Genomic DNA, 22,938 nt, shown 5'->3' on the forward strand with positions numbered 1-22,938 from the left:
CCCGAAACAATGGTGATTCCAATGACACGACATACGCTGAGCTGGATGGCCCTTTGCGCTGCGCTGGCAGTGCCGGGGGTGGCGTCGGCTCATCACGCCATGGAAAAGGACGGCATGTGGGTCGATCATGACGGCATGACGCTGTACACCTTCGACAAGGATGCCGGTGGCAAGTCCATGTGCAACGGCGAGTGCGCCAAGAACTGGCCGCCGTTGATGGTGAAGAAGGACGACGAGGCGCCGAAGGACAAGTGGAGCCACGTCACTCGTGACGATGGCTCGATGCAGTGGGCCTATGACGGCAAGCCGCTGTACACCTTCGTCAAGGACAAGAAGGCCGGGGAGACCACCGGCGATGGCATGAAGGACGTCTGGCACGTCGCCAAGCCTTAGAGGCGGTTTGAAACCTGTGGGAGCGGGCTTGCCCGCGAAGGCGGTAGTGGCAGCACCATCGCATTCGCGGGCAAGCCCGCTCCCACTGAGGCCATGCTAGCCTCAAGGTAGGTGAGCCTCAGCGCAACGCGTAATCCAGCACCACCCCGGCAAAGATCAGCATCCCCGCCCAATGGTTGTGCAGAAACGCCTTGAAGCACGACTCCCGATCCAGCTTGCGCGTCGACCAGAACTCCCAGGCGAAGCACAGCGCCGCCGCCAGCAGCCCCAGGTGGAACCAGCCGCCCAGCTCGAAGCGGTTGCCCGCCAGCAGCAGGCAGCCCAGCGACAGCAACTGCAAGGTCAGGATGATCACCCGGTCGGCCTCGCCGAACAGGATGGCGGTGGATTTCACGCCGATCTTCAGGTCGTCGTCACGGTCGACCATGGCGTAGTAGGTGTCGTAGCCCACCGTCCACAGCAGGTTGGCGATGTACAGCAGCCAGGCGCTGGCCGGCAGCTCGCCGCCCGCGGCGGTGAAGGCCATCGGGATGCCCCAGGAGTACGCGGCGCCCAGCACCACCTGCGGGTAGTAGGTGTAGCGCTTCATGAACGGGTAGCAGAACGCCAGGGCGACCGCGCCGAACGACAGCCACACCGTGGTGGCGTTGGTGCACAGCACCAGCAGGAAGCTCGCCCCCACCAGCAGGGCGAACAGCACCAGCGCTTCGCGGGGTTTCACCCGGCCGCTGGCCAGTGGCCGGTCGGCGGTGCGCTTGACGTGGCCGTCCACCTTGCGGTCGGCGAAGTCATTGATGCAGCAGCCGGCGGCGCGCATCAGCACCACGCCGAGGCCGAAGATCAGCACGTTGGCCAGGGTCGGCGAACCGTTGCCGGCGATCCACACCGCCGACAGCGTCGGCCACAGCAGCAGGTAGATGCCGATCGGGCGGTCCATGCGGCTCAGCTGGATGAAGTCCCAGGCCCGTGGGTGCAGGCGGTTGAGCGACTTGAGCAGTTGCAGGTACATCAGCGGTTCTCCTCCTTGGCCGCGTGCCACAGGGCGGGCAGGAACACCTCGGCCACCAGCAGGTCGAGGCCGTCGCGCTCGAAGCGCGAGCGCCGCCCCCACAGCCCTGCGCCGGCGACCTCGGCGGGCAGCCAGCCCTGTGGATAACTGCACACTTCGATCGGGTGACGGACGAACGCCTGGTCACAGAACAGCAGCTCGCCCAGCGAGCGGCTGCCCAGGGTCTCCAGGTCCAGCCCACCGCGTTCCAGCGCCGTGCGGCTGGCCACGCTGCGAGCGAACACCCATGGATGGCCATGGCCGCGTAGGTAGACCTCGCGCACCCAGCCCTGGGCTCCGGGGGCAAGGCTCAAGGCGGCGCACTCGTCGTCGCGCAGGGGCTGCCAGCCCTCGAACAGGGGGGTGACGCTGAAGTGGTCGTGGGAGAGACGGGTCAGGCGACGGGTCAGGGAGCCTTCGTCGAACAGCCAGCCCAAGGTCGGCTGGTCGAGGGTGGTCGCCAGTTGCGGATACGCCAGCCACGCGACAGCGGCTGCTTGCGGGGTTTCGTACGGCACGTCGGTATGCTTGATACAGGCCAGAGAGGCGGCGAGCTTAGCATGTTTGCCCGGACTGCTTGCATACTGCTGGCAGGGCCAGTACAAAGCCCCCACGAATTGCGCGGTGGCCCCTTCGCGGGCAAGCCCGCTCCCCAGGTACAGCGCAGCCCTCGGGAACTGCGCGCCCCTTGTAGGAGCGGGCTTGCCCCGCGATGAGGCCGTCAGCTGCAACGCCCCCCTTAAGCCTGACCGAGGAACAGCAGTAAATGAAGAAGTGGCAATGTATTGTCTGCGGCCTGATCTACGACGAGGCCCAAGGCTGGCCGGACGACGGCATCGCCCCCGGCACCCGTTGGGAGGACGTACCAGAAGACTGGCTGTGCCCCGACTGCGGCGTGGGCAAGAGTGATTTCGAAATGATCGCCATCGGCTGATCACAACCCTGGCTTGAAGAAGGAATGCACGACATGACGTCCCCCGTGGTGATCATCGGTACCGGCCTTGCCGGCTACAACCTGGCGCGAGAGTTTCGCAAGCTCGACGGCGACACGCCGCTGTTGCTGATCACCGCCGACGACGGTCGCTCCTACTCCAAGCCCATGCTGTCCACCGGCTTCGCCAAGCAGAAGGACGCCGACGGCCTGTGCATGGCCGAGCCGGGCGCCATGGCCGAGCAGCTCAAGGCCGAGATTCGCACCCATACCCGAATCAGCGGCATCGACCCGGGCCACAAGCGCCTGTGGATCGGCGAGGAGGCGGTGGAGTACCGCGACCTGGTGCTGGCCTGGGGCGCGCAGACCGTGCAGGTGCCGGTCGAAGGCGATGCGGGTGAGCTGATCTTCCCGATCAACGACCTGGAGGATTACGCACGCTTTCGCGCCGCGGCCGCGGGCAAGCAGCGTGTGCTGATCCTCGGTGCCGGCCTGATCGGTTGCGAATTCGCCAACGACCTAAGCCTGGGTGGCCTGCAGTGCGAGGTCGTCGCCCCCTGTGAGCAGGTGATGCCGACCCTGCTGCACCCGGCTGCCGCCGCGGCCGTGCAGGCGGGCCTGGAAGGGCTGGGCGTGCGCTTTCACCTCGGCCCGGTTCTGACCCGCCTGCAGCGTGCAGGGGAGGCGCTCGAGGCGCACCTGTCCGATGGCAGCGTGATTCCCTGTGATCTGGTGGTCTCGGCCATCGGCCTGCGTCCGCGCACCGACCTGGCGGCGGCGGCGGGTTTGCAGGTCAATCGTGGCGTGGTGGTGGACCGCCAACTGCGCACCTCCCACGCCAACATCTTCGCCCTGGGCGACTGCGCCGAGGTCGATGGCATCAACCTGTTGTATGTCATGCCGTTGATGACCTGCGCCCGTGCCCTGGCCCAGACCCTGGCCGGCAACCCGACTGCGGTGGCCTACGGCCCGATGCCGGTCACCGTGAAGACCCCGGCCTGTCCGCTGGTGGTCTCCCCGGTGCCGCCTGGCCACGAGGGCACCTGGGTGGTCGAAGGCAGCGGCGCCGACCTGAAAGTGCTCTGCCACGGCGCCGATGGCCAGCTGCTGGGCTATGCCCTGACCGGCGGCGCGGTCATGGAGAAACTGGCGCTGAATCGCCAGTTGCCGCCCTTGATGGCGTAAATAGCGGGCGTTCTGTCGGAATTATCCTGTTCTTGCCGCGACAATGGCCGCCCAGATACTGGCGCGGCCCCGGTCGGCGTGCCATCCTCACTGGCGTCTGCCGCAGCCTAGAGCCTGCGGTGCCTTGAACGCTGCTCCCTTCGGCAGCACGGCATAACAACAAGAAATCCCGTCAAAGAGGCTTCACTATGCGTAAACCAGAACTCGCCGCCGTCATCGCCGAAAAGGCCGATCTGACCAAGGAAAAGGCCAACCAGGTCCTCAACGCGATTCTCGACAGCATCACCGGCGCGCTCGACAAGGACACCGTCACCCTGGTCGGTTTCGGCACCTTCGAAAAGCGCCACCGTGGCGCCCGCACCGGCAAGAACCCGCAGACCGGCCAGCCGGTCAAGATCAAGGCCAGCAACACCGTCGCCTTCAAGCCGGGCAAGAACCTGCGCGACAGCGTCAACGCACCGGCCAAGCCTGCCAAGAAAAAGTGACCGAACAGGTTCACCAGACGGGCGCCTGGAGGCGCCCGTTGCGTTTCTGGTAAGCAAATGCGGCGAACTTGCATAAACAGGGCGAGAAACGGATAAACTGCGCGACTCAGTCACTTTTCATTCGAGGCGTGTTGATGAAGTTTCGCTTTCTTCTCTGGGCCATGGGGCTGCTGATGGCCAAGGCCAGCCGCAACAACCCGGCGTTCCAGCAGCAGCTGCAGGACAAGGACCTGGTCTTCCAGATGCAGACGCTCGACGGCAAGGTCGCCCGGCACTTCATCGTCAAGGATCTGCGCATCAGCAGCAAGGGCGGCCTGCACCCGCAGCCGGCCTTCGCCATCGCCTTCAAGGACGCCGCCTACGGCTTCGCTACGCTGCAGGCCGGTAACAAGCAGCTGGCGTTCATGCAGGGGATTCAGGAGAAGAACATCCAGATCAAGGGCAATCCGGCGCTGGTGATCTGGTTCCAGGGCTTGATGAAGTACCTGAAGCCGAAGAAGAAGGCCTGATTTACAACACAGAACAAAGCACCTGTGGGAGCGGGTTTACCCGCGAATACGGCGGTGGGTTCACCACCGCATTCGCGGGTAAACCGGCTCCCACAGGACAGAGGCCCGGCTACATCAATGCGGCGCGTGGAACTGCGACGCCAGTTCGCGCAGCAGGGCCTCGGCCTCCAGCACCTTGTTCACCACCTCTTCGGCCTTGTCCCGGGTCAGCCCCAGGCGCTCGAGCAGGGCATCCGGGATCTCGTCCCTTGGCCCCGAACCGATCCCCCGGGCGCGCAGCAGGCGCGTCGCCAGGCACACCAGGTTGGGGAACGCCGCATAATCGCCGTCGTATGCCGGATCGTGCTGGAAACGCAGGGCCGTGGACAGTTCATCGGGCATGTCCCACAGCTTCATCAGCCAGGCCCCGATCTGTTCACGGCTGATCCCCAGCAGGTGCTGTTCCACATAGCTGTGGCACAAGTGCGGGTTGACCTCCAGGTGGCGGCAGATCAGCGAGAAATGCGGCGGGAAGACGTGGGCCAGCAGCAGGTAGCCGAAGTTGTGCAGCAGGCCGGCCAGGTAGGTCAGGCCCGCTTCCGGGCGCTCGGCGCGCGGCATGGCGCGGGTCAGGCCCTCGATCACCGCGGCGGTGTAGATCGACTGCTGCCAGTATGGCGTGGCCTGTTGCGGGTGGTCCTTGGGCAGGCTCAGGGTCTTGCCCAGCGCCAGGCCCAGGGCCAGGTTGATCACCAGGTCGAAGCCCAGCACGCGGACGATGGCGTCCTCCACCGAGCGAATCTTGCCGGGCGAGGCGTAGTACGGGGAGGCAGCCCAGCTGACCACCTGCGCGGCCAGGGCCGGGTCGGTCTCCACCACGCCGGTGATGTCGTCGATGCTGGCATTGGGGTCGACGCGCAGCTTGATGATCTTCTGCGCGGTGTCGGCCAGCGGCGGAATCTCGATGGTCTGTTCCAGGCGTTGCTGGATGCGGCGGGCAGTGAAGGCCTGGACGGCGCGGATGACTTCCTTGGGAGGGCCGTCCAACGGGTCGAAACTCAGGCGAATATCGCTGATCTGCTGGCCGAAGGTGCTGGCGCTGGCCTTGAACAGCATCTTCTTGAAGGCCGTTCTGCCGATTTCCAGGAGCAGGCCGGCTTCGCCGGACTGGATCAGCAGCGTCTCGTTGTCGAGCAGGCTCTTCTCGTACTGGCACGGCGAGCTGGTCAGGGCGGGAATCGCCGGCAGGGCCTTGAGGTGATGCTTGTCGAGCATCTGCCTCAGGCGCTCCAGCGGCACGGCCTTGAGCTTGCGGCCGGTCAGTTCCTCGAGGCGCTTGAGGTCCAGCAACTGGCTTTGCGGGAACAGCACCATCAAGGCACCGATCTCGTCATCGAGCAGCACGGCCTGTACCCGCGAGGCGGCCGGCAGCCCCGGGTGCTCGGGCACCTCGCGGAAGCTGACGCCGAGCTTGTCGAGCAACAGCCGGATGACAGACGGTGCGTGTAGGGTTGCGGTATCCAGGGCAACTTCAGTCATGGCCTGTATCCAATCATTCTGTAAACGCGAAGTATAACCAGCCTGGCCGCCAAGCTGGATCCATTATGGGACGGGCGTCACACCTGGCCATATTGTTGACCGTGGCGCAGCCAGCGGTCGAGCAACGGGCTGACATGGTCGGGCCAGCGTGCCAGCAGGGCCTGGGCGGCGTCGCGCACGGCCGGCAGCAGGTCGGCGTCGCGCATCAGGTCGGCGACCTTGAACTGTAGCAGGCCGGTCTGGCGGGTCCCGAGCATCTCGCCGGGGCCACGCAACTCCAGGTCCTTCTCTGCTATGACGAATCCGTCGTTGGTTTCCCGCATGATGCCCAGGCGTTCACGGCCGATCTGCGACAGTGGCGGGTGGTAGAGCAGCACGCAGTGGCTCACCGCGCTGCCACGGCCGACCCGGCCACGCAGCTGGTGCAACTGGGCCAGGCCCAGGCGCTCGGGGTTCTCGATGATCATCAGGCTGGCATTGGGCACGTCGACGCCGACCTCGATCACCGTGGTAGCCACCAACAGTTGCAGGTCGCCGGCCTTGAACTCGGCCATCACCGCGGCCTTTTCCGCGGGCTTCATGCGTCCGTGGATCAGGCCCACGCGCAGCTCGCCCAGGACGCTGCCCAGTTCCTCGAAGGTGCTCTCGGCGGCCTGGCAGGTGAGTTCCTCGGACTCTTCGATCAGGGTGCACACCCAATAGGCCTGGCGGCCTTCGGCGCAGGCGGCGCGGACCCGCTCGACCACCTCGAAGCGGCGGCTGTCGGCGACCAGCACGGTGTTCACCGGGGTGCGCCCGGGCGGCAGCTCGTCGAGGATCGAGGTGTCCAGGTCGGCATAGGCGCTCATGGCCAAGGTGCGCGGGATCGGCGTGGCGGTCATGATCAGCTGGTGCGGGCACAGCTGGCCCATGACGCCCTTCTTGCGCAGGGCCAGGCGCTGCTGCACGCCGAAACGGTGCTGTTCGTCGATGATCGCCAGGGCCAGGTGCTTGAACTGCACCTCGTCCTGAAACAGCGCGTGGGTGCCGACCACCATGGGCGCGCCATTGGCGATCTGCTCCAGGGCGCTGGCGCGGGCCTTGCCCTTGAGCTTGCCGGCCAGCCAGGCGACTTCGATGCCCAGCGGTTCGAGCCAGCGCTTGAAGGTGATGTAGTGCTGTTCGGCGAGGATCTCGGTGGGCGCCATCAGGGCGACCTGGTAACCCGCTTCCAGAGCCTGCAGGGCGGCCAGCGCGGCGACCACGGTCTTGCCGGCGCCCACATCGCCTTGCACCAGGCGCATCATCGGCTCGTGCTGGCTGAGATCGTAGGCAATTTCGTTGCCGACCCGCTGCTGGGCGCCGGTCGGGCTGAAGCCGAGGTTGGCCAGGTACTGCGCCGGCAGGCGCGTGGCCTTGGGCAGTACCGGCGCGCGCAGGGCACGCTGGCTTTCGCGCAGGCGTTGCTGCGAGAGCTGGTGGGTCAGCAGCTCTTCGAAGGCCAGACGATGCTGGGCCCAGTGATGGCCCTCGGCGAGCTCCTCGAGGTCGGCGTCTGCCGGCGGGTTGTGCAGGTAGCGGATGGCGTCGCTGAGCGGCGCCAGCTGGTAGTCGCGGGCAAGTTCGTCGGGCAGCCAGTCGGGCAGGCTGCGCGGGCCGAGCAGGCCGAGGCTCTGCTGGCACAGCAGGCGCAGGCGCTGTTGGGTCAGGCCTTCGGTGGTCGGGTAGATCGGTGTCAGCGTCTGTTCGACCGGCGGCGGTGCTTCGTCGCCGTTCAGCGCCCGGTATTCCGGGTGGTAGATCTCCAGTCCCGAGGCGCCGGGGCGGGCTTCACCATAGCAGCGCAGATGGGTGCCACGCTTGAGGCCCTCCTTCTGCGCATTGCTGAAATGGTAGAAGCGCAGGCTCAGCGTGCCGCTGCCGTCGCCCAGGCGCACCACCAGGCTGCGGCGCTTGCCCATGGTCACGTCGGCCCCGCTGACCACGCCCTCGATCACCGCGTCCTGGCCCGGACGCAGCTGGCCGATGGGCACCACGCGGGTGCGGTCCTGGTAGCGCAGCGGCAGGTGGAACAGCAGGTCCTGCAGGTTCTCCAGGCCGACCTTGGCGAGTTTTTCCGCCATGGCGTCGCCTACGCCCTTGAGCGTGGTGACCGGGACGTTCGACAGCTCGGTCATGGGTTCAGGCCGGTTGTTCCACCGGCGGCTTGGCCACCGAGCAAAGGCGGATCGAGTCGGCGAGGATCTCGATGGCCTTCGGCCGCGGGAAGCTGGCGCGCCAGGCGATGGCCACGGTGCGGAACGGTGCGGGCGCGGTCAGCGGACGGACTTCGATGACGCCCGGCGCGTAATGATGGCTGTGCACCGCCGACAGCGGCAGGATCGACACGCCCAGGCCCGAGGCGACCATGTGGCGGATGGTTTCCAGCGAGCTGGACTCGACCGTGGTGTGCTTGGAGCCTTCACCACCCTTGTTCAGCGTCGGGCAGGCCTCGAGCACCTGGTCGCGGAAGCAGTGGCCCTCGCCGAGCAGCAGCAGGCTCTTGTCGTTGAGCATGGCGGTGTCGATGGTGTGCTTGGCGGTCCACGGGTGGTCGGCCGGCATCAAGGCGCAGAACGGCTCGTCGTACAGCGGCAGGGTCAGCACGTCGGCCTCGTTGAACGGTAGGGCGATGATCACCGCGTCCAGTTCGCCGTTGCGCAGCTTTTCGCGCAGCACGTGGGTGAAGTTCTCTTCGATGTACAGCGGCATCTGCGGCGCCACGCGGTGCAGCTGCGGGATCAGGTGCGGGAACAGATAGGGGCCGACGGTGTAGATGGCGCCGACCTTGAGTGGCGCGGTCAGCTGGTTCTTGCCGGCCTGGGCCAGCTCGCGGATACCTTGGGCCTGCTCCAGTACCTTCTGCGCCTGGGCGACGATGCTCTCGCCGACCGGCGTGAGGCGCACCGCGCTCTTGCTGCGCTCGAAGATCAGCACGCCGAGTTCGTCCTCGAGCTTCTTCACGCCCACCGACAGGGTCGGCTGGCTGACGTGGCAACGCTCGGCCGCGTGGCCGAAGTGCTGCTCTTGCGCGAGGGTGACGATATAGCGAAGTTCGGTGAGGGTCATAACGTGCGTCCATGAAGTTGCGGCCCCAGCATAGCGGCTGCAATTGATAGACGCACGTTATCAGACTTGCCGTTTTGTGACAGAAACAAAAAACGTCAGCGTCGGTCCAGCGAGTAGACGAACGGCGCGACGACTTCGATCGTGCCATTGTTCAGCAACTCCGCCGGAGGCTTGGGCACCGTGCCGGCACGACGGATCATCTCCAGCGTGGCCCGGTCCAGCGCCGCGCTGCCTGAACCGCCGGCCAGCGCGTACGAGACCACCTTGCCTTCGGCGTCGACCACGAAGCGCAGGCGGTTGATGCCCTGCAGCCCACGACGGCGAGCGTCCTCGGGGTACTTCTTGTACTTGGCCAGGTGGCGCAGCAGGTCGCTCTGCCAGCTCGGCAGGGCATTGCTGTTGGACGCGATGCTTGGCTGTGGCGCCGCCGACTTCTGCGGTGGCGTGTTGCTCGGCGGGGTGTCCGCGACGTCGTCCTTGGCCGGTGGCTCGTCCTTCGGCGGCTCAAGCTTCTTCTCGGGCTTGGGCGGCTGTGGCTTGGCCTTGGGCTTGGGCGGCTTGGGGATGGCGATCTTCGGCTTCGGCGCCTCTGCCAGCTTCGGCAGCGGCGGTTCCTCGACCGGCGTCGGTGGTTTCGGGGCGGCCTTGGGCGGCGGCGGCGGCGCGGGCTCGGGCAGCGGTGCCAGCTCGACCATCATCGCTGCCGGCGGCAACTCGAGGGCCTGGGGCACCGACCAGTTGAGCGTCAGCAGCACGGCGACCGCGTGCACACCCAGCACGATCGCCAGGCTGCCACCGTAGCGCGCCATGTTTGAGCGCGTTTTCGTCATTTCTTGGCTGCCGTCTCGAGTCCGACCAGGCCGACCTTGAGGTAGCCGGCGGCGCGCATGGTGTTCATCACTTCCATCAGGTCGCCGTAATCGACGCCCTTGTCAGCCTGGAAGAAGATGGTGGTTTCCTTGTCGCCCTTGGTCTTGGCGTCGAGCATGGCGCCAAGCTGGTCGCGCTGGGCCACCTCGTCGTCGCCGAGGTAAAGCTTCTTGTCGGCCTTGACGCTGACGAACACCGGCTTCTCGGGCCTCGGCGCGGGCTTCGCGGTCGAGGCGGGCAGGTCGACCTTGATGTCGACCGTGGCCAGGGGCGCCGCGACCATGAAGATGATCAGCAGCACCAGCATCACGTCGATGAACGGCGTGACGTTGATTTCGTGGTTCTCGGCGAGGTCGTCGCCACCTTCGTTGAGATGCAGGCCCATGGCTTACCCCACTTTCACCATGTGCGGGGCGGCGCGCTCGCTGCCCTGGTGGTCCAGATCGCGGCTGACCAGCAGCAGCACCTGGGCGGAGGCGTCGGACACCTGTGCCTTGTAGCCGGCGATGGAGCGGGCGAAGACGTTGTAGATGACCACGGCCGGGATCGCGGCGACCAGGCCCAGGGCGGTGGCCAGCAGGGCCTCGGCGATGCCCGGGGCGACCACAGCGAGGTTGGTGGTCTGGGTCTTGGCGATGCCGATGAAGCTGTTCATGATGCCCCACACGGTGCCGAACAGACCGACGAACGGTGCGGTGGAACCGATGGTGGCCAGTACGCCGGTGCCGCTGCTCATGGTCCGGCCACTGGCGGCTACCAGGCGCTCCAGGCGGAAGCTGACGCGTTCCTTGATGCCTTCCTTCTCACGGGCGTTGGCCGACAGGCGCATCTCTTCGAGGGCGTCATGCACCAGGGTGTGGGCCAGGGTGCCTTCCTTGTTCGACACTTCGCTGGCCTCTTTCAGGCTTACCGAGCGCTTCAGGGCGGCGATCTCGCCACGCAGGCGGCGCTTGGCGCCCATCAGCTCGAAGCCCTTGGCGATCCAGATGGTCCAGGTGATGATCGAGGCGATGGCCAGGCCGATCATCACGGCCTTCACCACCACGTCGGCGTTCTTGTACATGCCCCATGGGGACAGGTCGTGGGCCATGCCCAGCGAGGTGTCTTCGACCATCGCCTGCACGTTCTCGTCGGCTGGGGCCTGGCCATCGACCGGAGCATTTGCGTCAGCAGGCGCTGCGACTGGCGCGGCAACCGGGGCCTGGCCTTCGGCGGCAGGCGTGGCCGGGGCGGCGGCAGCGGCGGGTGCCGGGGAAGCGGCGACAGGCTCATCGGCCATGGCTGCCGGGGCCAGTACCAGGCTGAACATCAGCGCGGCAATGGCGCGCCAGGCGCGCGACGGGGTTGGCGAAGCGGAAGGTTGAGTACGTGTCATGCTGGCCGGACCTGATGAAGAGAAATGGGTTGAGTTCTTCAAGGCCTCGAAGCAGGCCGAGAACAGACAGGGTCGCCATTATTGCAAGTAATTCTTGTTAACAAAAGTAATACTGTTGCTTTTTTTGACCTTGGTATAGCCGTTTATCGCGCTAACCCGATAGCCTGTGCCTTTCGCATTAGGAGGTTTGGTATGTCAGACGTTTCAGCTTTGATCGTGGGTTGCGGTGATGTAGGCAGCCGCCTGGCCCGCCAACTGCTTGCTCAAGGCTGGCAGGTCAGCGGCTTGCGCCGTTCGGTCGATCAGCTGCCCGAAGGGGTTCGGCCGATCGCCGCCGATCTGGCCGAGCCACAGATACCGAGCGCCTGGCCTGAGCAGGGGCCTGATTACCTGGTGTATTGCGTGGCGGCCAGCCAGCACGATGAAGCCGGCTACCAGGCGGCCTATGTCGAAGGTTTGCGCCATGTGCTGGGATGGCTGGCGGCGAAAGGGCAGCGGCCGCGACGCTTGGTGTTCGTGTCCAGTAGCAGCGTGTATGCGCAGCAGGACGGTGAATGGATTGCCGAAGCGGCAGCCACGCAGCCCGAGGGCTATTCCGGCAAGGTGATGCTCGAGGCCGAGCGGCTGGCGCTGGACAGCGGCATTCCCGCGACGATCGTGCGCCTGACCGGCATCTATGGCCCGGGGCGCGAGTGGTTGCTGAGTCAGGTGCGCCAGGGTTATCGCGTGGCCGAGGAGCCACCGTTGTACGGCAATCGCATCCATGCCGAGGATGCCGCCGGCCTGATGGCGCACCTGCTGCGGGCCGATGCCCGGGGTGTTGCGCTGGATGACTGCTATATCGGCGTCGATGACGACCCTGCGCCGCTGGCCGAGGTGGTGGCCTGGCTGCGTGAATACCTGGGCGTTACCCAGTGGTCGGATGAGCAGCGGGTGCGGCGCACCGGCAGCAAGCGTTGCAGCAATGCGCGGGCGCGGGCGTTGGGATGGGTGCCGCAGTACCCGAGCTATAAAGAGGGGTATGCGGCCATTCTGCAAGGGCGTGGTTGAGACTGCCGGCCCTATCGCGGGGCAAGCCCGCTCCCACGCATATCGTGGGAGCGGGCTTGCCCCGCGATGCTGGTTAATCCTTTTCCAGCACCCACTGCCGCGCACCGGCGGCCAGTTGCGGCATTTCATCCGGCTGGGCGCGGTTCACCGCCTGGAAGATTTCCAGGGTGTCGCCGTCGCGCTTGAAGATCCACGGCGCGCCGCGCTGGTTGCGCTCCAGCCACAGGCTGTCGTTGCCATCGCCCATGGTCGCGCAGTCGCCCGCCAGGCACAGGGCGAAGCGGTCGGGGCCGGGCAGGCCGGTGACGTTGCCGGTGTCGCTGAAGCGCACCACGGCGCCCTTGCCCTGGCCTTCGACGATCTTCCAGTCGCCGCCCAGGTATTGCTGGTACAGCGCCTTCTCGAAGCTGCCGCCCAGCGGCGCATTCTGTGGGCCTTCGCTGCGCACGAAGGTCTGCTGGTGACCGGACGGGTCGATCGCCAGCAACTCGTCGCCGTCGAGCTTGAGCTGCTCGACCAGGCCACCTTCGAAGCTGACCTGCCAGTCTTTCTCGTTGGCGCTCAGGCGCCCGTCGGCAGCCTCGAAGCCATTGCTGAAGCTGGCCTGCTGGTTCTTGACGTCGATCTTCCATTCGAACACCGGGCCCTGGGCGTCGAGGGCCTGGCGCAGGCTGGTGCCTTTGCCGGCGGCGTCGATGGCGGCCTGGTTGATCCAGGTGCCGTTGAAGTCTTCGGGTTTGTGGCTGGCGCAGCCGCCCAGGAGCAGGGCTGCCAGCGCGAGAGGCAATGCGTGGCGCATGGGGGAAACCTTGGGGCAGGAGAGGGTGGTGACGGGCGTGGCGCCCGTCACCGGGGGTATTACTCGAGGACCAGGATGGCGTCCATCTCGACCTGGGCACCCTTCGGCAGAGCAGCTACGCCGATGGCGGCGCGGGCCGGGTAAGGCTGTTCGAAGTAACGGCCCATGATCTCGTTGACCTTGGCGAAGTGGCTCAGGTCGGTGAGGAAGATGTTCAGCTTGACGATGTCCTTGAACGAACCGCCAGCGGCTTCGGCCACCGACTTCAGGTTCTCGAACACCTGGACAGTCTGGGCTTCGAAGCCTTCGACCAGTTCCATGGTCTTCGGATCGAGCGGGATCTGGCCCGACATGTACACGGTGTTGCCAGCCTTGATCGCTTGCGAGTAGGTGCCGATGGCGGCAGGGGCCTTGTCGCTGGTGATGACGGTCTTGCTCATGATGACTCCTTGCGGTTGGCGGACTACGCACGCATCCGGGTGATGCGGACCACGCCGGTCAAGGTGCGCAGCTTCTTGATCACGCGGGCCAGGTGCACGCGGTCGTGCACGCTGACCACCAGTTGGACCACGCTGATACGGCCGTCGCGTTCGTCCATGCTGATTTTCTCGATGTTGCCGTCGGCGGCGTTGACGCTGCTGGCCAGCAGCGCGATCAGGCCGCGCTGGTGTTCCAGTTCGACACGCAGCTCGACGTTGAACTCGCCGGTGATGTCCTTGGCCCAGGAGAGCTGCAGGCACTTCTCCGGGTTGTGGCGGACTTCACTGATGTTGCGGCAGTCTTCCAGGTGCACGACCATGCCCTTGCCGGCCGACAGGTGGCCGACGATCGGATCACCGGGGATCGGGGTGCAGCACTTGGCGTAGCTGAGCACCAGGCCCTCGGTGCCGCGGATCGCCAGCGGGCCTTCCGGCGCCGGCAGCTGCTCGCCTTCGGCGGACAGCAGGCGGCGGGCGACCACGTAGGCCATGCGATTGCCCAGGCCGATGTCTTCGAGCAGGTCCTCGAGCAGCTCCAGGCGGTACTCGGCGAGGATCGACTGGATGCGTTCCTGGGGGATCTTTTCCAGGCTGCTATCGAAGCCGGTCAGCACCTTGTTCAGCAGGCGCTCGCCGAGGCTGATGGACTCGGAGCGGCGCTGTTGCTTGAGGGCGTGGCGGATGTGCGTGCGTGCCTTGCCGGTGACCACGAAGTTGAGCCAGGCCGGGTTCGGCCGGGCGCCCGGTGCGCTGACGATCTCGACGGTGGAGCCGCTCTGCAGCGGTTCGGACAACGGCGCCAGGCGGCGGTTGATGCGGCAGGCGATGCAGCTGTTGCCGACGTCGGTGTGCACCGCGTAGGCGAAGTCGACGGCGGTGGAGCCCTTGGGCAGCTCCATGATCCGGCCTTTGGGGGTGAAGACGTAGACCTCGTCCGGGAACAGGTCGATCTTCACGCTCTCGATGAATTCCAGCGAGTTGCCGGCGCGCTGCTGCAGCTCGAGGATGCCCTTGACCCACTGGCGGGCGCGGGCGTGGCTGCCCTTGGGCTGCTCTTCCTCGTTGGACTTGTACAGCCAGTGTGCGGCGATACCGTTGTTGGCCATCTCTTCCATTTCGCGGGTGCGGATCTGGATCTCGATGGGCACGCCGTGCATGCCGAACAGCGTGGTGTGCAACGACTGGTAGCCGTTGGCCTTGGGGATCGCGATGTAGTCCTTGAACCGGCCCGGCAGCGGCTTGTACAGGTTGTGCACGGCACCGAGCACGCGGTAGCAGGTATCGACCTTGTCGACAATGATGCGGAAGGCGTACACGTCCATGATCTCGGTGAAGGCGCGGCGCTTGCCGCGCATCTTCTTGTAGATGCCATAGAGGTGTTTCTGCCGGCCGCTGACCTCGCCCTGGATGCCGTCGGCGGCCAGGCAGTTGGCCAGCGAGGTCTCGATCTTGGCGACGATTTCCTTGCGGTTGCCCCGCGCGCTCTTGACCGCCCGGTGGATCAGCGACGAACGCATCGGGTGCATGGCCTTGAAGCCGAGGTCCTCGAACTCGACGCGCACGGTGTGCATCCCCAGGCGGTTGGCGATGGGGGCGTAGATCTCGAGGGTTTCCTTGGCGATGCGTCGGCGTTTTTCGCCGGACAGCACTTCCAGGGTGCGCATGTTGTGCAGGCGGTCGGCCAGCTTGACCAGGATCACGCGGATATCGCGGGCCATGGCCATGGCCATCTTCTGGAAGTTCTCGGCCTGCGCCTCGGCCTTGGTCTCGAAGTTCATCTGGGTCAGCTTGCTGACCCCGTCGACCAGCTCGGCGACGGTCTCGCCGAATTGCTGGCTCAAGGCTTCCTTGGCGATGCCGGTGTCTTCGATCACGTCGTGCAGCATGGCCGCCATCAGGCTCTGATGGTCCATGTGCATGTCGGCGAGGATGCTGGCGACCGCCAGCGGATGGGTCACGTAGGGCTCGCCGCTGCGGCGGCGCTGGCCATCGTGGGCCTGCTCGGCGTAGAAGTAGGCCCGGCGAACCAGGTTGACCTGTTCGGGGCCCAGGTAAGTCGACAGCCGTTCGGCGAGGGCTTCTATACCCGGCATGGTTTCACCTCTTGCTGAAGAAGAGGGCCTTGCGCCGCACGGTGTCGACTGGGCATCAATCAGACGGCCTCGTTGTTCTCGTCCTCGAACGCGGCGAATACCGGATCCTCGGTGACGATCTCTTCGGCGGCGATGAACTCTGGCGTGACGATGCCTTCGGCGATTTCACGCAGGGCGACGACGGTCGGCTTGTCGTTTTCCCACGCAACGCGTGGCTCTTTGCCGCCGGTAGCCAGCTGGCGGGCGCGCTTGGTCGAGAGCATGACCAGCTCAAAGCGGTTATCCACGTGTTCCAGGCAGTCTTCAACAGTTACGCGGGCCATGGTCTTCCTCAGTAGCAAATGCGGTAGGCGTGCGCCCAGAATGGGCAGGCGGACTCGATAGTTTAAAAAATCACCAGCCAATAGGGAAGGGCTGTTTTGTCGGGTGCCCTTCCTCCGGTGCTGTTTGAGTCGTTTTCGCGGGCCCCGTGGGAGCGGGCTTGCCCGCGAAGAAGTTCACACCAAGCCTGAGTCGGACGATAACGGTTCCTGTTACCCGAAAACAACCGCCCCTGACGCGTTAACGCAACATTGCGTCGCGCAGGCGCGGGGTCAGCTCTTCGAACAGCGTCTGTACCGAGCGCAGGGCGCGGCAATCGGGTCGGGTCAGCAACCACAACTGCGTGTCACAGCCGGGCAGCGGGCCGCTCAGCGCCTCGACGCCGGGCAGGTCGTGGACCATGTAGTCGGGCAGTGCCGCCACGCCCAGGCCGGTGGTCACCAGTTGCGCGATGGTCGACATGCCGCTGCACTGGTAGCGTGGAATCAGCCCCGGGTGATGCTGGTTGCGCCAGACCACCGTGGCGTGGTCCTGCATGGAGTCGTCGGGGGCAATCCAGGGCACGCTGGCGGCGGACTCCTGCAGGCGCTCGCGCAGCGCCGGCAGGCCGCAGACCACGTAGGAGGTCGAGCCCAGGCAGCGGCCCACGAGGTGTTCCGGCGGCGTGTTGGTCAGGCGCAGGGCAATGTCGGCATCGCGTCGGCTGAGGTTGGCGAAGGTGTTGGAGGTGCCCATTTCCAGCGACAGCGCCGGGTAGTTGGGCATGAACTCGGCCAGCGCCGGCAGCAGCAGGCTGTGCAGCACCGCCTCGGTGCAGGTCAGGCGCACGGTGCCGCTGACCACCTGCTCGCCGCTGGTCAGGGCGATGCGCGCCGCGTCCAGCGCCTGTTCGGCGCGCTCGGCCTGCTCGGCCAGGGCCTGGGCGGTGTCGGTGGGCAGGTAGCCCTTGCGGCTCTTGACGAACAGCGCGGTGCCCAGCGCCGACTCCAGCCGGCGGATCGAACGGAAGACCGTGGAAACGTCGACCTTGAGCAGTTCGGCGGCCTTGGCCAGGGAGCGGCCGCGCTCCAGCGCCAGGACCAGGGCGAGGTCCGCATGGTTGATCTGATATTGCATCGATGCACGCTCTGCTTGCCGAAATGCCAATGTCTGTTGCGTTGGGGCCATTTTATAGTGAAACGGCCCCCGGGAATCAATGCAGCCGGTCGGCAACCAGCCCCCCACGATGGGCCAGTGAAAAGAACAACAGCAGCACCATCGTCGCCTTACGAGGCGTCATCCGCAGTTCCCCACATCGCCGCTCCGAATCAAAGGATGTACAGCCATGACGTCGGTCTCCCCGTGCGCCAGTTCTTCCCGCGAGATGAATGAGTTCCTGGATGCCCATCCGGATACCCAGTACGTCGACCTGCTGATCTCCGACATGAACGGGGTGGTGCGCGGCAAGCGCATCGAGCGCGCCAGCCTGCACAAGGTGTACGAGAAGGGCATCAACCTGCCGGCCTCGCTGTTCGCCCTGGACATCAACGGCTCGACCGTCGAAAGCACGGGCCTGGGTCTGGACATCGGCGACGCCGACCGCATCTGTTTCCCGATTCCCGGCACGCTCTGCGACGAGCCGTGGCAGAAGCGGCCGACCGCGCAGTTGCTGATGACCATGCACGAGCTGGATGGCGCGCCGTTCTTCGCCGACCCGCGCGAGGTGCTGCGCCAGGTGGTGAGCCGGTTCGACGACCTGGGCCTGGATATCTGCGCCGCGTTCGAGCTGGAGTTCTACCTGATCGACCAGGACAACCTCAACGGTCGTCCGCAGCCGCCGCGCTCGCCGATTTCGGGCAAGCGCCCGCAGTCGACCCAGGTGTACCTGATCGATGACCTCGACGAGTACGCCGACTGCCTGCAGGACATGCTCGAAGCCGCCAAGGAGCAGGGCCTGCCCGCCGACGCCATCGTCAAGGAAAGCGCCCCGGCGCAGTTCGAGGTCAACCTGCACCATGTTGCCGATCCACTGAAGGCCTGCGACTACGCGATCCTGCTCAAGCGCCTGATCAAGAACGTCGCCTACGACCATGAGATGGATTCCACCTTCATGGCCAAGCCCTATCCGGGCCAGGCGGGTAACGGCCTGCATGTGCACATCTCGCTGCTGGACAAGAAGACCGGCAAGAACATCTTCGCCCACGACGACCCGCTGCAGAGCGAGACCCTGCGCCACGCCATCGGCGGCGTGCTGGAGACCATGCCGGCGTCGATGGCGTTCCTGTGCCCGAACATCAACTCCTACCGCCGTTTCGGCGCGCAGTTCTACGTGCCCAACGCGCCGAGCTGGGGCCTGGACAACCGCACCGTGGCGGTCCGCGTGCCGACCGACAGCAGCGAGAACGTGCGCATCGAGCACCGCGTGGCCGGTGCCGACGCCAACCCGTACCTGATGCTCGCGGCGATCCTCGCCGGCATCCACCATGGGCTGACCAACAAGGTCGAGCCGGACGCGCCGATCGAAGGCAACTCGTACGAACAGCTGGAACAGAGCCTGCCGAACAACCTGCGCGACGCCCTGCGCGCGCTGGACGACAGCGAAGTCCTCAACCAATACATCAGCCCGGACTACATCGACATCTTCGTGGCCTGCAAGGAGAGCGAGCTGGCCGAGTTCGAAGTGTCGATCTCCGACCTCGAGTACAACTGGTACCTGCACACGGTGTAAGCCCATGAGCGCATTTGCGGTCCCCTTGATCGGTGTCAGCGCCTGCCGCCAGCAGGTGGGGAAGAACTCGTCGCACACGGTGGGCGACAAGTATGTCGAGGCCGCAGGCTTTGCCGGGCTGCCGCTGATCCTGCCGGCGCGTGATGGCGGCAGCGACACCCGGGCGCTGTTGGCCCGGCTCGATGGCATTCTTTTTACCGGTTCGCCTTCAAATGTCGAGCCGCATCATTACAATGGCGCCCCCAGCGCGGAAGGCACCCGGCACGATCTTGCACGTGATCGCCTGACCTTGCCGCTGCTGCAGGCGGCCATTGCCGCCGGTGTGCCGGTGTTGTGCATCTGCCGTGGCTTCCAGGAACTGAACGTGGCCCTTGGCGGCAGCCTGCACCAGCGCGTGCAGGAACTGCCCGGCTACCTGGACCACCGCGAACCTGAGGACGCACCCCTGGAGGTGCAATACGGCCCTCGTCATCCCGTCGCGGTCACCGCGGGCGGGTTGTTCGAGCGCCTGGGCCTGGCTGCGCAGTTCGAGGTCAACTCGCTGCACAGCCAGGGCATCGACCGCCTGGCCCCGGGCCTGCGCGTCGAGGCAAGGGCCCCGGATGGCCTGATCGAAGCGGTGTCGATGCCTGATGCGCCGGGCTTTGTAGTCGGCGTGCAGTGGCACCCTGAATGGCGTTTCGCCGAAAACCCGGTCTCGCTGCGCTTGTTCGAGGCGTTCCGCGAGGCTTGCATTGCCCATGCTGCTCGGGAGGGTGTGCGTCAGGAAACACGCTGACGTTAGCCGAAGGTCCAGGATGACCGTGCCCCCACCACGAGCTTTCAATGAGTGAAAGCGGGCCCTCTACGGCGGGCCTGTGAGAACAATTCCAATAGTTACGGCACAGACTCATGAATGAATACACAGAAGCCGGACGCCCACCCGACGCGGCGTCCGACTCGGGCAACACCCAGCGTAGCAAGGGCCTGGCCAAGGGCCGCCTCGGTCTGCTGGCCAGCGTCGTGCTGGGCATTTCCACCATCGCCCCGGTCTATACCCTGACCGGCGCGCTAGGTCCGACCGTGCGCGAAGTCGGCGCCCACCTGCCGGCGGTGTTCATCGTCGGCTTCCTGCCGATGCTGCTGGTGGCCCTGGGCTACCGCGAGCTGAACTCGGCCGAGCCCGACAGCGGCACCTCCTTCACCTGGTCGGCCCGGGCCTTCGGTCCGATGATCGGCTGGATCGGCGGTTGGGGGCTGGTGGTCGCCACCACCATCGTGCTGTCCAACCTGGCGGGCGTGGCGGTGGACTTCTTCTACCTGTTCCTGGCCCAGATCACCGGCAACCAGGAGCTGGCGGCGCTGGCGGACAACCTGTTGGTCAACGTCACCACCTGTTGCGTGTTCATCGCCCTGGCGGTGTGGATCTGCTGTCGCGGCATGGCCACCACCATGACCGTGCAGTACGGCCTGGTGGCCTTGCAGTTGCTGGTGCTGATCGGCTTCGCGTTCGCCGCCTTCGGCGAGACCACGGCGCCGCCACCGCTGGCATTCGACCTTGCCTGGTTCAACCCGTTCGGCGTCGAGTCGTTCTCGGCGTTCGCCGCGGGCCTGTCGTTGTCGATCTTCATCTTCTGGGGTTGGGACGTGTGCCTGACCGTCAGCGAGGAGTCGATCGGCAGTGAGGAAGTGCCGGGCAAGGCCGCCACCTGGACGGTGTTGCTGATCCTTGGCCTGTACCTGCTCACCGCCATCGCCACCCTGCAGTTCGCCGGGATCAGCGAGGATGGCCTGGGCCTGGGCAACCCGCGCATCCAGGAGAACGTGTTCGCCCACCTGGCCGGCCCGGTCATGGGGCCGCTGGCGATCCTGATGTCGATCGCGGTGCTGGCCAGCACCGCCGCCTCGCTGCAGTCGACCTTCGTCTCGCCGGCGCGCACCCTGCTCGCCATGGGTTACTACGGCGCTGTGCCGCAGCGCTTCGCCACGGTCTGCCCACGTTCGCAGACGCCGCGCTATGCGACCATCTGTGCCGGCATTGCCGCGGGCCTGTTCTACGTGACCATGCGTACCTTGAGCGAGAACGTGCTGGCGGACACCATCACCGCCCTGGGCATGATGATCTGCTTCTATTACTCGCTGACCGCGTTCGCTTGCGTGTGGTATTTCCGCCGCAGCCTGTTCGACAGCGCGCGCCACTTCTTCATGCGCGGCGTCTGCCCGCTGGTGGGTGGGGTGATCCTGTCGGTGATCTTCGTGCGCACGGCGATCGACAGCGCTTCACCGGACTTCGGCAGCGGCTCGCATGTGGGCGGGCTGGGGCTGGTATTCGTGATCGCGGCGATCATCTCGGCACTGGGGATCGTGCTGATGATGCTGTCGCGGTTGCGGGCGCCGGCGTATTTCCTGGGGGCGACCCTGCGTCAGCAGGCGACCATTCAGCTGCAGGACTAACGCATGGGGGCGCTTTGCGCCCCTTTCGCGACACAAGGCCGCTCCTACAGGTACAGCGCAGTTTCAGACTCTGCACCGTACCTGTAGGAGCGGCCTTGTGTCGCGATAGGGCCTCGCAGAGGCCCCGGCGGTCTTCATCCGATCAGCTGCTTGAGCAACTCACCATGCCGCGCCTGCTGTTTCTTCAGCAACAGGCGATTCGAGGCGAACACCGCCTTCAATTCCTCCAGCGCCACGCCGAAGTCGTCATTGATGATGACGTACTCATACTCGTCGTAGTGCACCATCTCGCTGACCGCTTCCTTCATACGCCCGGCGATGATCTCCTCGCTGTCCTGCCCACGGCCATCCAACCGCTGACGCAGGGCCTCCTGGCTTGGCGGCAGGATGAAGATCGAGCGCGCCTCGGGCATCAGCTTGCGCACCTGCTGGGCACCTTGCCAGTCGATTTCCAGGATCAGGTCGTAGCCCTGGTCGAGGGTTTCCTGCAGGGCGCTGCGCGACGTGCCGTAGAAGTTGCCGAACACTTCGGCGTGCTCGAGGAAGTCGCCTTGGGCGATCAATGCCTTGAATTCCTCGTGAACGACGAAGTGGTAGTTCACCCCGTGCTCCTCGCCCGGACGCATGGCGCGGGTGGTGTGGGAGACCGAGACGCGCACGCTGGCGTCGTCCTTGATCAGGGCCGTGACCAGGCTGGTCTTGCCGGCGCCGGACGGGGCCGAAACGATGTAGAGGGTGCCGCTGCTGTGATTCATGGTAGGGGTGGCCTTACTCGATATTCTGTACTTGTTCACGCATCTGTTCGATCAGCACCTTCAGGTTGACCGCCGCCTGCGTGCTGCGCGGGTCGAAGGCCTTGGAGCCGAGGGTGTTGGCTTCGCGGTTGAGCTCCTGCATCAGGAAGTCCAGGCGCCGGCCGGCGGCGCCGCCGGACTTGAGCACCCGGCGCACCTCGGTGACGTGGGTGCTGAGGCGGTCCAGCTCCTCGGCAACGTCGCTCTTCTGCGCCAGCAGGACCATTTCCTGCTCCAGGCGCTGCGGATCGAGCTCGGCCTTCATGTCGCCGAAGCGATCGAGGACCTTCTGCCGTTGCGCGGCCAGCATCTGCGGCACCAGGGTGCGCAGGGTGGCGACTTCGCCGGCCATGCTGTCCAGGCGCTCGTTGATCAGCCGGGCCAGTTCGGCGCCTTCGCGCTCACGGCCCGCCTTGAGTTCGGCCAGCGCCTCGTCGAACAGGGCGATGGCTTCGGCGTTGAGCGCCTGCGGATCGCTGGCGTCGGCCACCAGCACGCCTGGCCAGGCCAGCACTTCCAGCGGGTTGAGCGGCGCCGGCTGCTTGATCAGGCCGGCGACGGTCTCGGCGGCGGCGACCAGCTGCGCGGCGCGCTCGCGGTCGACCTGCAACGGCTTGCCGGCGTTGTCCTCGCTCAGGCGCAGGGTGCACTCGACCTTGCCGCGGGACAGGCCCTGGCGCAGGCCCTCGCGTACCGCGCCTTCGAGGTCACGCAGCGCCTCGGGCAGGCGCAGGTGGGGTTCCAGATAGCGGTGGTTGACCGAACGCAGCTCCCAGACCAGGGTGCCTTGGCTGCCAGCGCGCTCGACACGAGCAAAAGCGGTCATGCTATGCACCATGGGGAGTACCTCGCGTATTCAGG

Annotated in this window: 24 protein-coding genes; 9 read left to right on the forward strand and 15 right to left on the reverse strand. The window is 65.9% G+C overall.

What is annotated here, in order from left to right:
• Nucleotides 1-21 precede the first annotated feature (21 nt).
• On the forward strand, nt 22-393 hold the full coding sequence (locus tag HU735_RS02670) for a hypothetical protein (protein WP_050707546.1): 372 nt from the start codon (nt 22-24) through the stop codon (nt 391-393).
• A gap of 118 nt (nt 394-511) precedes the next feature.
• Here HU735_RS02670 and ubiA read toward each other — a convergent pair whose 3' ends face one another.
• On the reverse strand, nt 512-1,402 hold the full coding sequence (gene ubiA / locus HU735_RS02675; RefSeq protein ID WP_186712287.1) for a 4-hydroxybenzoate octaprenyltransferase: 891 nt from the start codon (nt 1,400-1,402) through the stop codon (nt 512-514).
• A complete protein-coding gene (locus HU735_RS02680) occupies nt 1,402-1,959 on the reverse strand; it encodes a chorismate lyase (protein ID WP_186712288.1) in 558 nt (185 codons plus the stop codon). The genes ubiA and HU735_RS02680 overlap by 1 nt, the downstream gene beginning before the upstream one ends.
• A 248-nt stretch (nt 1,960-2,207) precedes the next feature.
• On the opposite strand from HU735_RS02680, the gene HU735_RS02685 reads away from it, so the two are divergent.
• From HU735_RS02685 to HU735_RS02700, 4 genes are all read left to right on the forward strand, one after another.
• Nucleotides 2,208-2,375 carry a rubredoxin gene (locus HU735_RS02685; protein ID WP_028689962.1) on the forward strand — a complete coding sequence of 56 codons (168 nt, stop codon included), beginning with the start codon at nt 2,208-2,210 and terminating at the stop codon, nt 2,373-2,375.
• Between the two features lie 33 nt (nt 2,376-2,408).
• A complete protein-coding gene (locus HU735_RS02690) occupies nt 2,409-3,557 on the forward strand; it encodes an FAD-dependent oxidoreductase (RefSeq protein ID WP_186712289.1) in 1,149 nt (382 codons plus the stop codon).
• A gap of 188 nt (nt 3,558-3,745) precedes the next feature.
• Complete coding sequence (locus HU735_RS02695; RefSeq protein WP_050707543.1) at nt 3,746-4,042, forward strand: HU family DNA-binding protein; 297 nt, start codon at nt 3,746-3,748, stop codon at nt 4,040-4,042.
• A 134-nt stretch (nt 4,043-4,176) separates the two neighbouring features.
• Nucleotides 4,177-4,551, forward strand: coding sequence for a hypothetical protein (locus tag HU735_RS02700; protein WP_050707542.1), 375 nt, complete (start codon nt 4,177-4,179; stop codon nt 4,549-4,551).
• 114 nt (nt 4,552-4,665) lie between these two features.
• On the opposite strand, the gene HU735_RS02705 is transcribed toward HU735_RS02700, so the two are convergent.
• The 6 genes from HU735_RS02705 to exbB form a co-directional block, all read right to left on the reverse strand.
• Nucleotides 4,666-6,069 carry an aminoacyl-tRNA deacylase and HDOD domain-containing protein gene (locus HU735_RS02705; protein WP_186712290.1) on the reverse strand — a complete coding sequence of 468 codons (1,404 nt, stop codon included), beginning with the start codon at nt 6,067-6,069 and terminating at the stop codon, nt 4,666-4,668.
• A gap of 77 nt (nt 6,070-6,146) precedes the next feature.
• Nucleotides 6,147-8,225, reverse strand: coding sequence for an ATP-dependent DNA helicase RecG (recG, locus tag HU735_RS02710; RefSeq protein WP_186712291.1), 2,079 nt, complete (start codon nt 8,223-8,225; stop codon nt 6,147-6,149).
• Nucleotides 8,226-8,229: 4 nt separating this feature from the next.
• On the reverse strand, nt 8,230-9,156 hold the full coding sequence (locus HU735_RS02715; protein WP_186712292.1) for a hydrogen peroxide-inducible genes activator: 927 nt from the start codon (nt 9,154-9,156) through the stop codon (nt 8,230-8,232).
• Between the two features lie 95 nt (nt 9,157-9,251).
• Entirely contained in the window at nt 9,252-9,986 is a 735-nt protein-coding gene (locus tag HU735_RS02720) for an energy transducer TonB (RefSeq protein WP_028689955.1), read from the reverse strand.
• Complete coding sequence (gene exbD / locus HU735_RS02725) at nt 9,983-10,411, reverse strand: TonB system transport protein ExbD (RefSeq protein WP_023632733.1); 429 nt, start codon at nt 10,409-10,411, stop codon at nt 9,983-9,985. Before exbD ends, HU735_RS02720 begins: the two co-directional genes overlap by 4 nt.
• Nucleotides 10,412-10,414: 3 nt before the next feature.
• Entirely contained in the window at nt 10,415-11,401 is a 987-nt protein-coding gene (gene exbB, locus HU735_RS02730; RefSeq protein ID WP_186712293.1) for a tonB-system energizer ExbB, read from the reverse strand.
• A 192-nt stretch (nt 11,402-11,593) separates the two neighbouring features.
• On the opposite strand from exbB, the gene HU735_RS02735 reads away from it, so the two are divergent.
• Nucleotides 11,594-12,451: an SDR family oxidoreductase gene (locus tag HU735_RS02735; RefSeq protein ID WP_186712294.1), complete on the forward strand. Its 858-nt coding sequence runs from the start codon at nt 11,594-11,596 to the stop codon at nt 12,449-12,451.
• Nucleotides 12,452-12,524: 73 nt separating this feature from the next.
• Here HU735_RS02735 and HU735_RS02740 read toward each other — a convergent pair whose 3' ends face one another.
• The 5 genes from HU735_RS02740 to HU735_RS02760 all read right to left on the reverse strand — a co-directional run bounded on the left by HU735_RS02740 (nt 12,525) and on the right by HU735_RS02760 (nt 17,259).
• Nucleotides 12,525-13,250, reverse strand: coding sequence for a hypothetical protein (locus HU735_RS02740; RefSeq protein WP_186712295.1), 726 nt, complete (start codon nt 13,248-13,250; stop codon nt 12,525-12,527).
• 59 nt (nt 13,251-13,309) lie between these two features.
• Nucleotides 13,310-13,690 (reverse strand): RidA family protein, encoded by a 381-nt coding sequence (locus tag HU735_RS02745; protein WP_028689951.1) that lies wholly within the window; start codon nt 13,688-13,690, stop codon nt 13,310-13,312.
• Between the two features lie 23 nt (nt 13,691-13,713).
• On the reverse strand, nt 13,714-15,822 hold the full coding sequence (gene spoT, locus HU735_RS02750; RefSeq protein ID WP_028689950.1) for a bifunctional GTP diphosphokinase/guanosine-3',5'-bis pyrophosphate 3'-pyrophosphohydrolase: 2,109 nt from the start codon (nt 15,820-15,822) through the stop codon (nt 13,714-13,716).
• Nucleotides 15,823-15,881: 59 nt separating this feature from the next.
• Nucleotides 15,882-16,145 carry a DNA-directed RNA polymerase subunit omega gene (gene rpoZ, locus HU735_RS02755; RefSeq protein ID WP_008091595.1) on the reverse strand — a complete coding sequence of 88 codons (264 nt, stop codon included), beginning with the start codon at nt 16,143-16,145 and terminating at the stop codon, nt 15,882-15,884.
• Between the two features lie 238 nt (nt 16,146-16,383).
• A complete protein-coding gene (locus tag HU735_RS02760) occupies nt 16,384-17,259 on the reverse strand; it encodes a LysR family transcriptional regulator (protein ID WP_186712296.1) in 876 nt (291 codons plus the stop codon).
• A 247-nt stretch (nt 17,260-17,506) separates the two neighbouring features.
• On the opposite strand from HU735_RS02760, the gene HU735_RS02765 reads away from it, so the two are divergent.
• The 3 genes from HU735_RS02765 to HU735_RS02775 all read left to right on the forward strand — a co-directional run bounded on the left by HU735_RS02765 (nt 17,507) and on the right by HU735_RS02775 (nt 21,283).
• Entirely contained in the window at nt 17,507-18,850 is a 1,344-nt protein-coding gene (locus HU735_RS02765) for a glutamine synthetase family protein (RefSeq protein WP_225933337.1), read from the forward strand.
• Between the two features lie 4 nt (nt 18,851-18,854).
• On the forward strand, nt 18,855-19,628 hold the full coding sequence (locus tag HU735_RS02770) for a gamma-glutamyl-gamma-aminobutyrate hydrolase family protein (RefSeq protein ID WP_186712297.1): 774 nt from the start codon (nt 18,855-18,857) through the stop codon (nt 19,626-19,628).
• A 113-nt stretch (nt 19,629-19,741) separates the two neighbouring features.
• Nucleotides 19,742-21,283 carry an APC family permease gene (locus HU735_RS02775; RefSeq protein ID WP_186712298.1) on the forward strand — a complete coding sequence of 514 codons (1,542 nt, stop codon included), beginning with the start codon at nt 19,742-19,744 and terminating at the stop codon, nt 21,281-21,283.
• Nucleotides 21,284-21,417: 134 nt separating this feature from the next.
• Here the strand turns inward: HU735_RS02775 and gmk are convergent, their stop codons facing one another.
• Both gmk and HU735_RS02785 read right to left on the reverse strand, forming a co-directional pair.
• Nucleotides 21,418-22,038, reverse strand: coding sequence for a guanylate kinase (gene gmk / locus HU735_RS02780; protein WP_186712299.1), 621 nt, complete (start codon nt 22,036-22,038; stop codon nt 21,418-21,420).
• A gap of 13 nt (nt 22,039-22,051) precedes the next feature.
• The gene (locus tag HU735_RS02785; protein ID WP_186712300.1) at nt 22,052-22,915 is read right to left on the reverse strand and encodes a YicC/YloC family endoribonuclease; all 864 of its coding nucleotides are present in this window, start codon (nt 22,913-22,915) and stop codon (nt 22,052-22,054) included.
• Nucleotides 22,916-22,938 lie beyond the last annotated feature (23 nt).

This window comes from Pseudomonas sp. BW16M2, assembly GCF_014268865.1.
GTDB lineage: Bacteria > Pseudomonadota > Gammaproteobacteria > Pseudomonadales > Pseudomonadaceae > Aquipseudomonas > Aquipseudomonas peradeniyensis.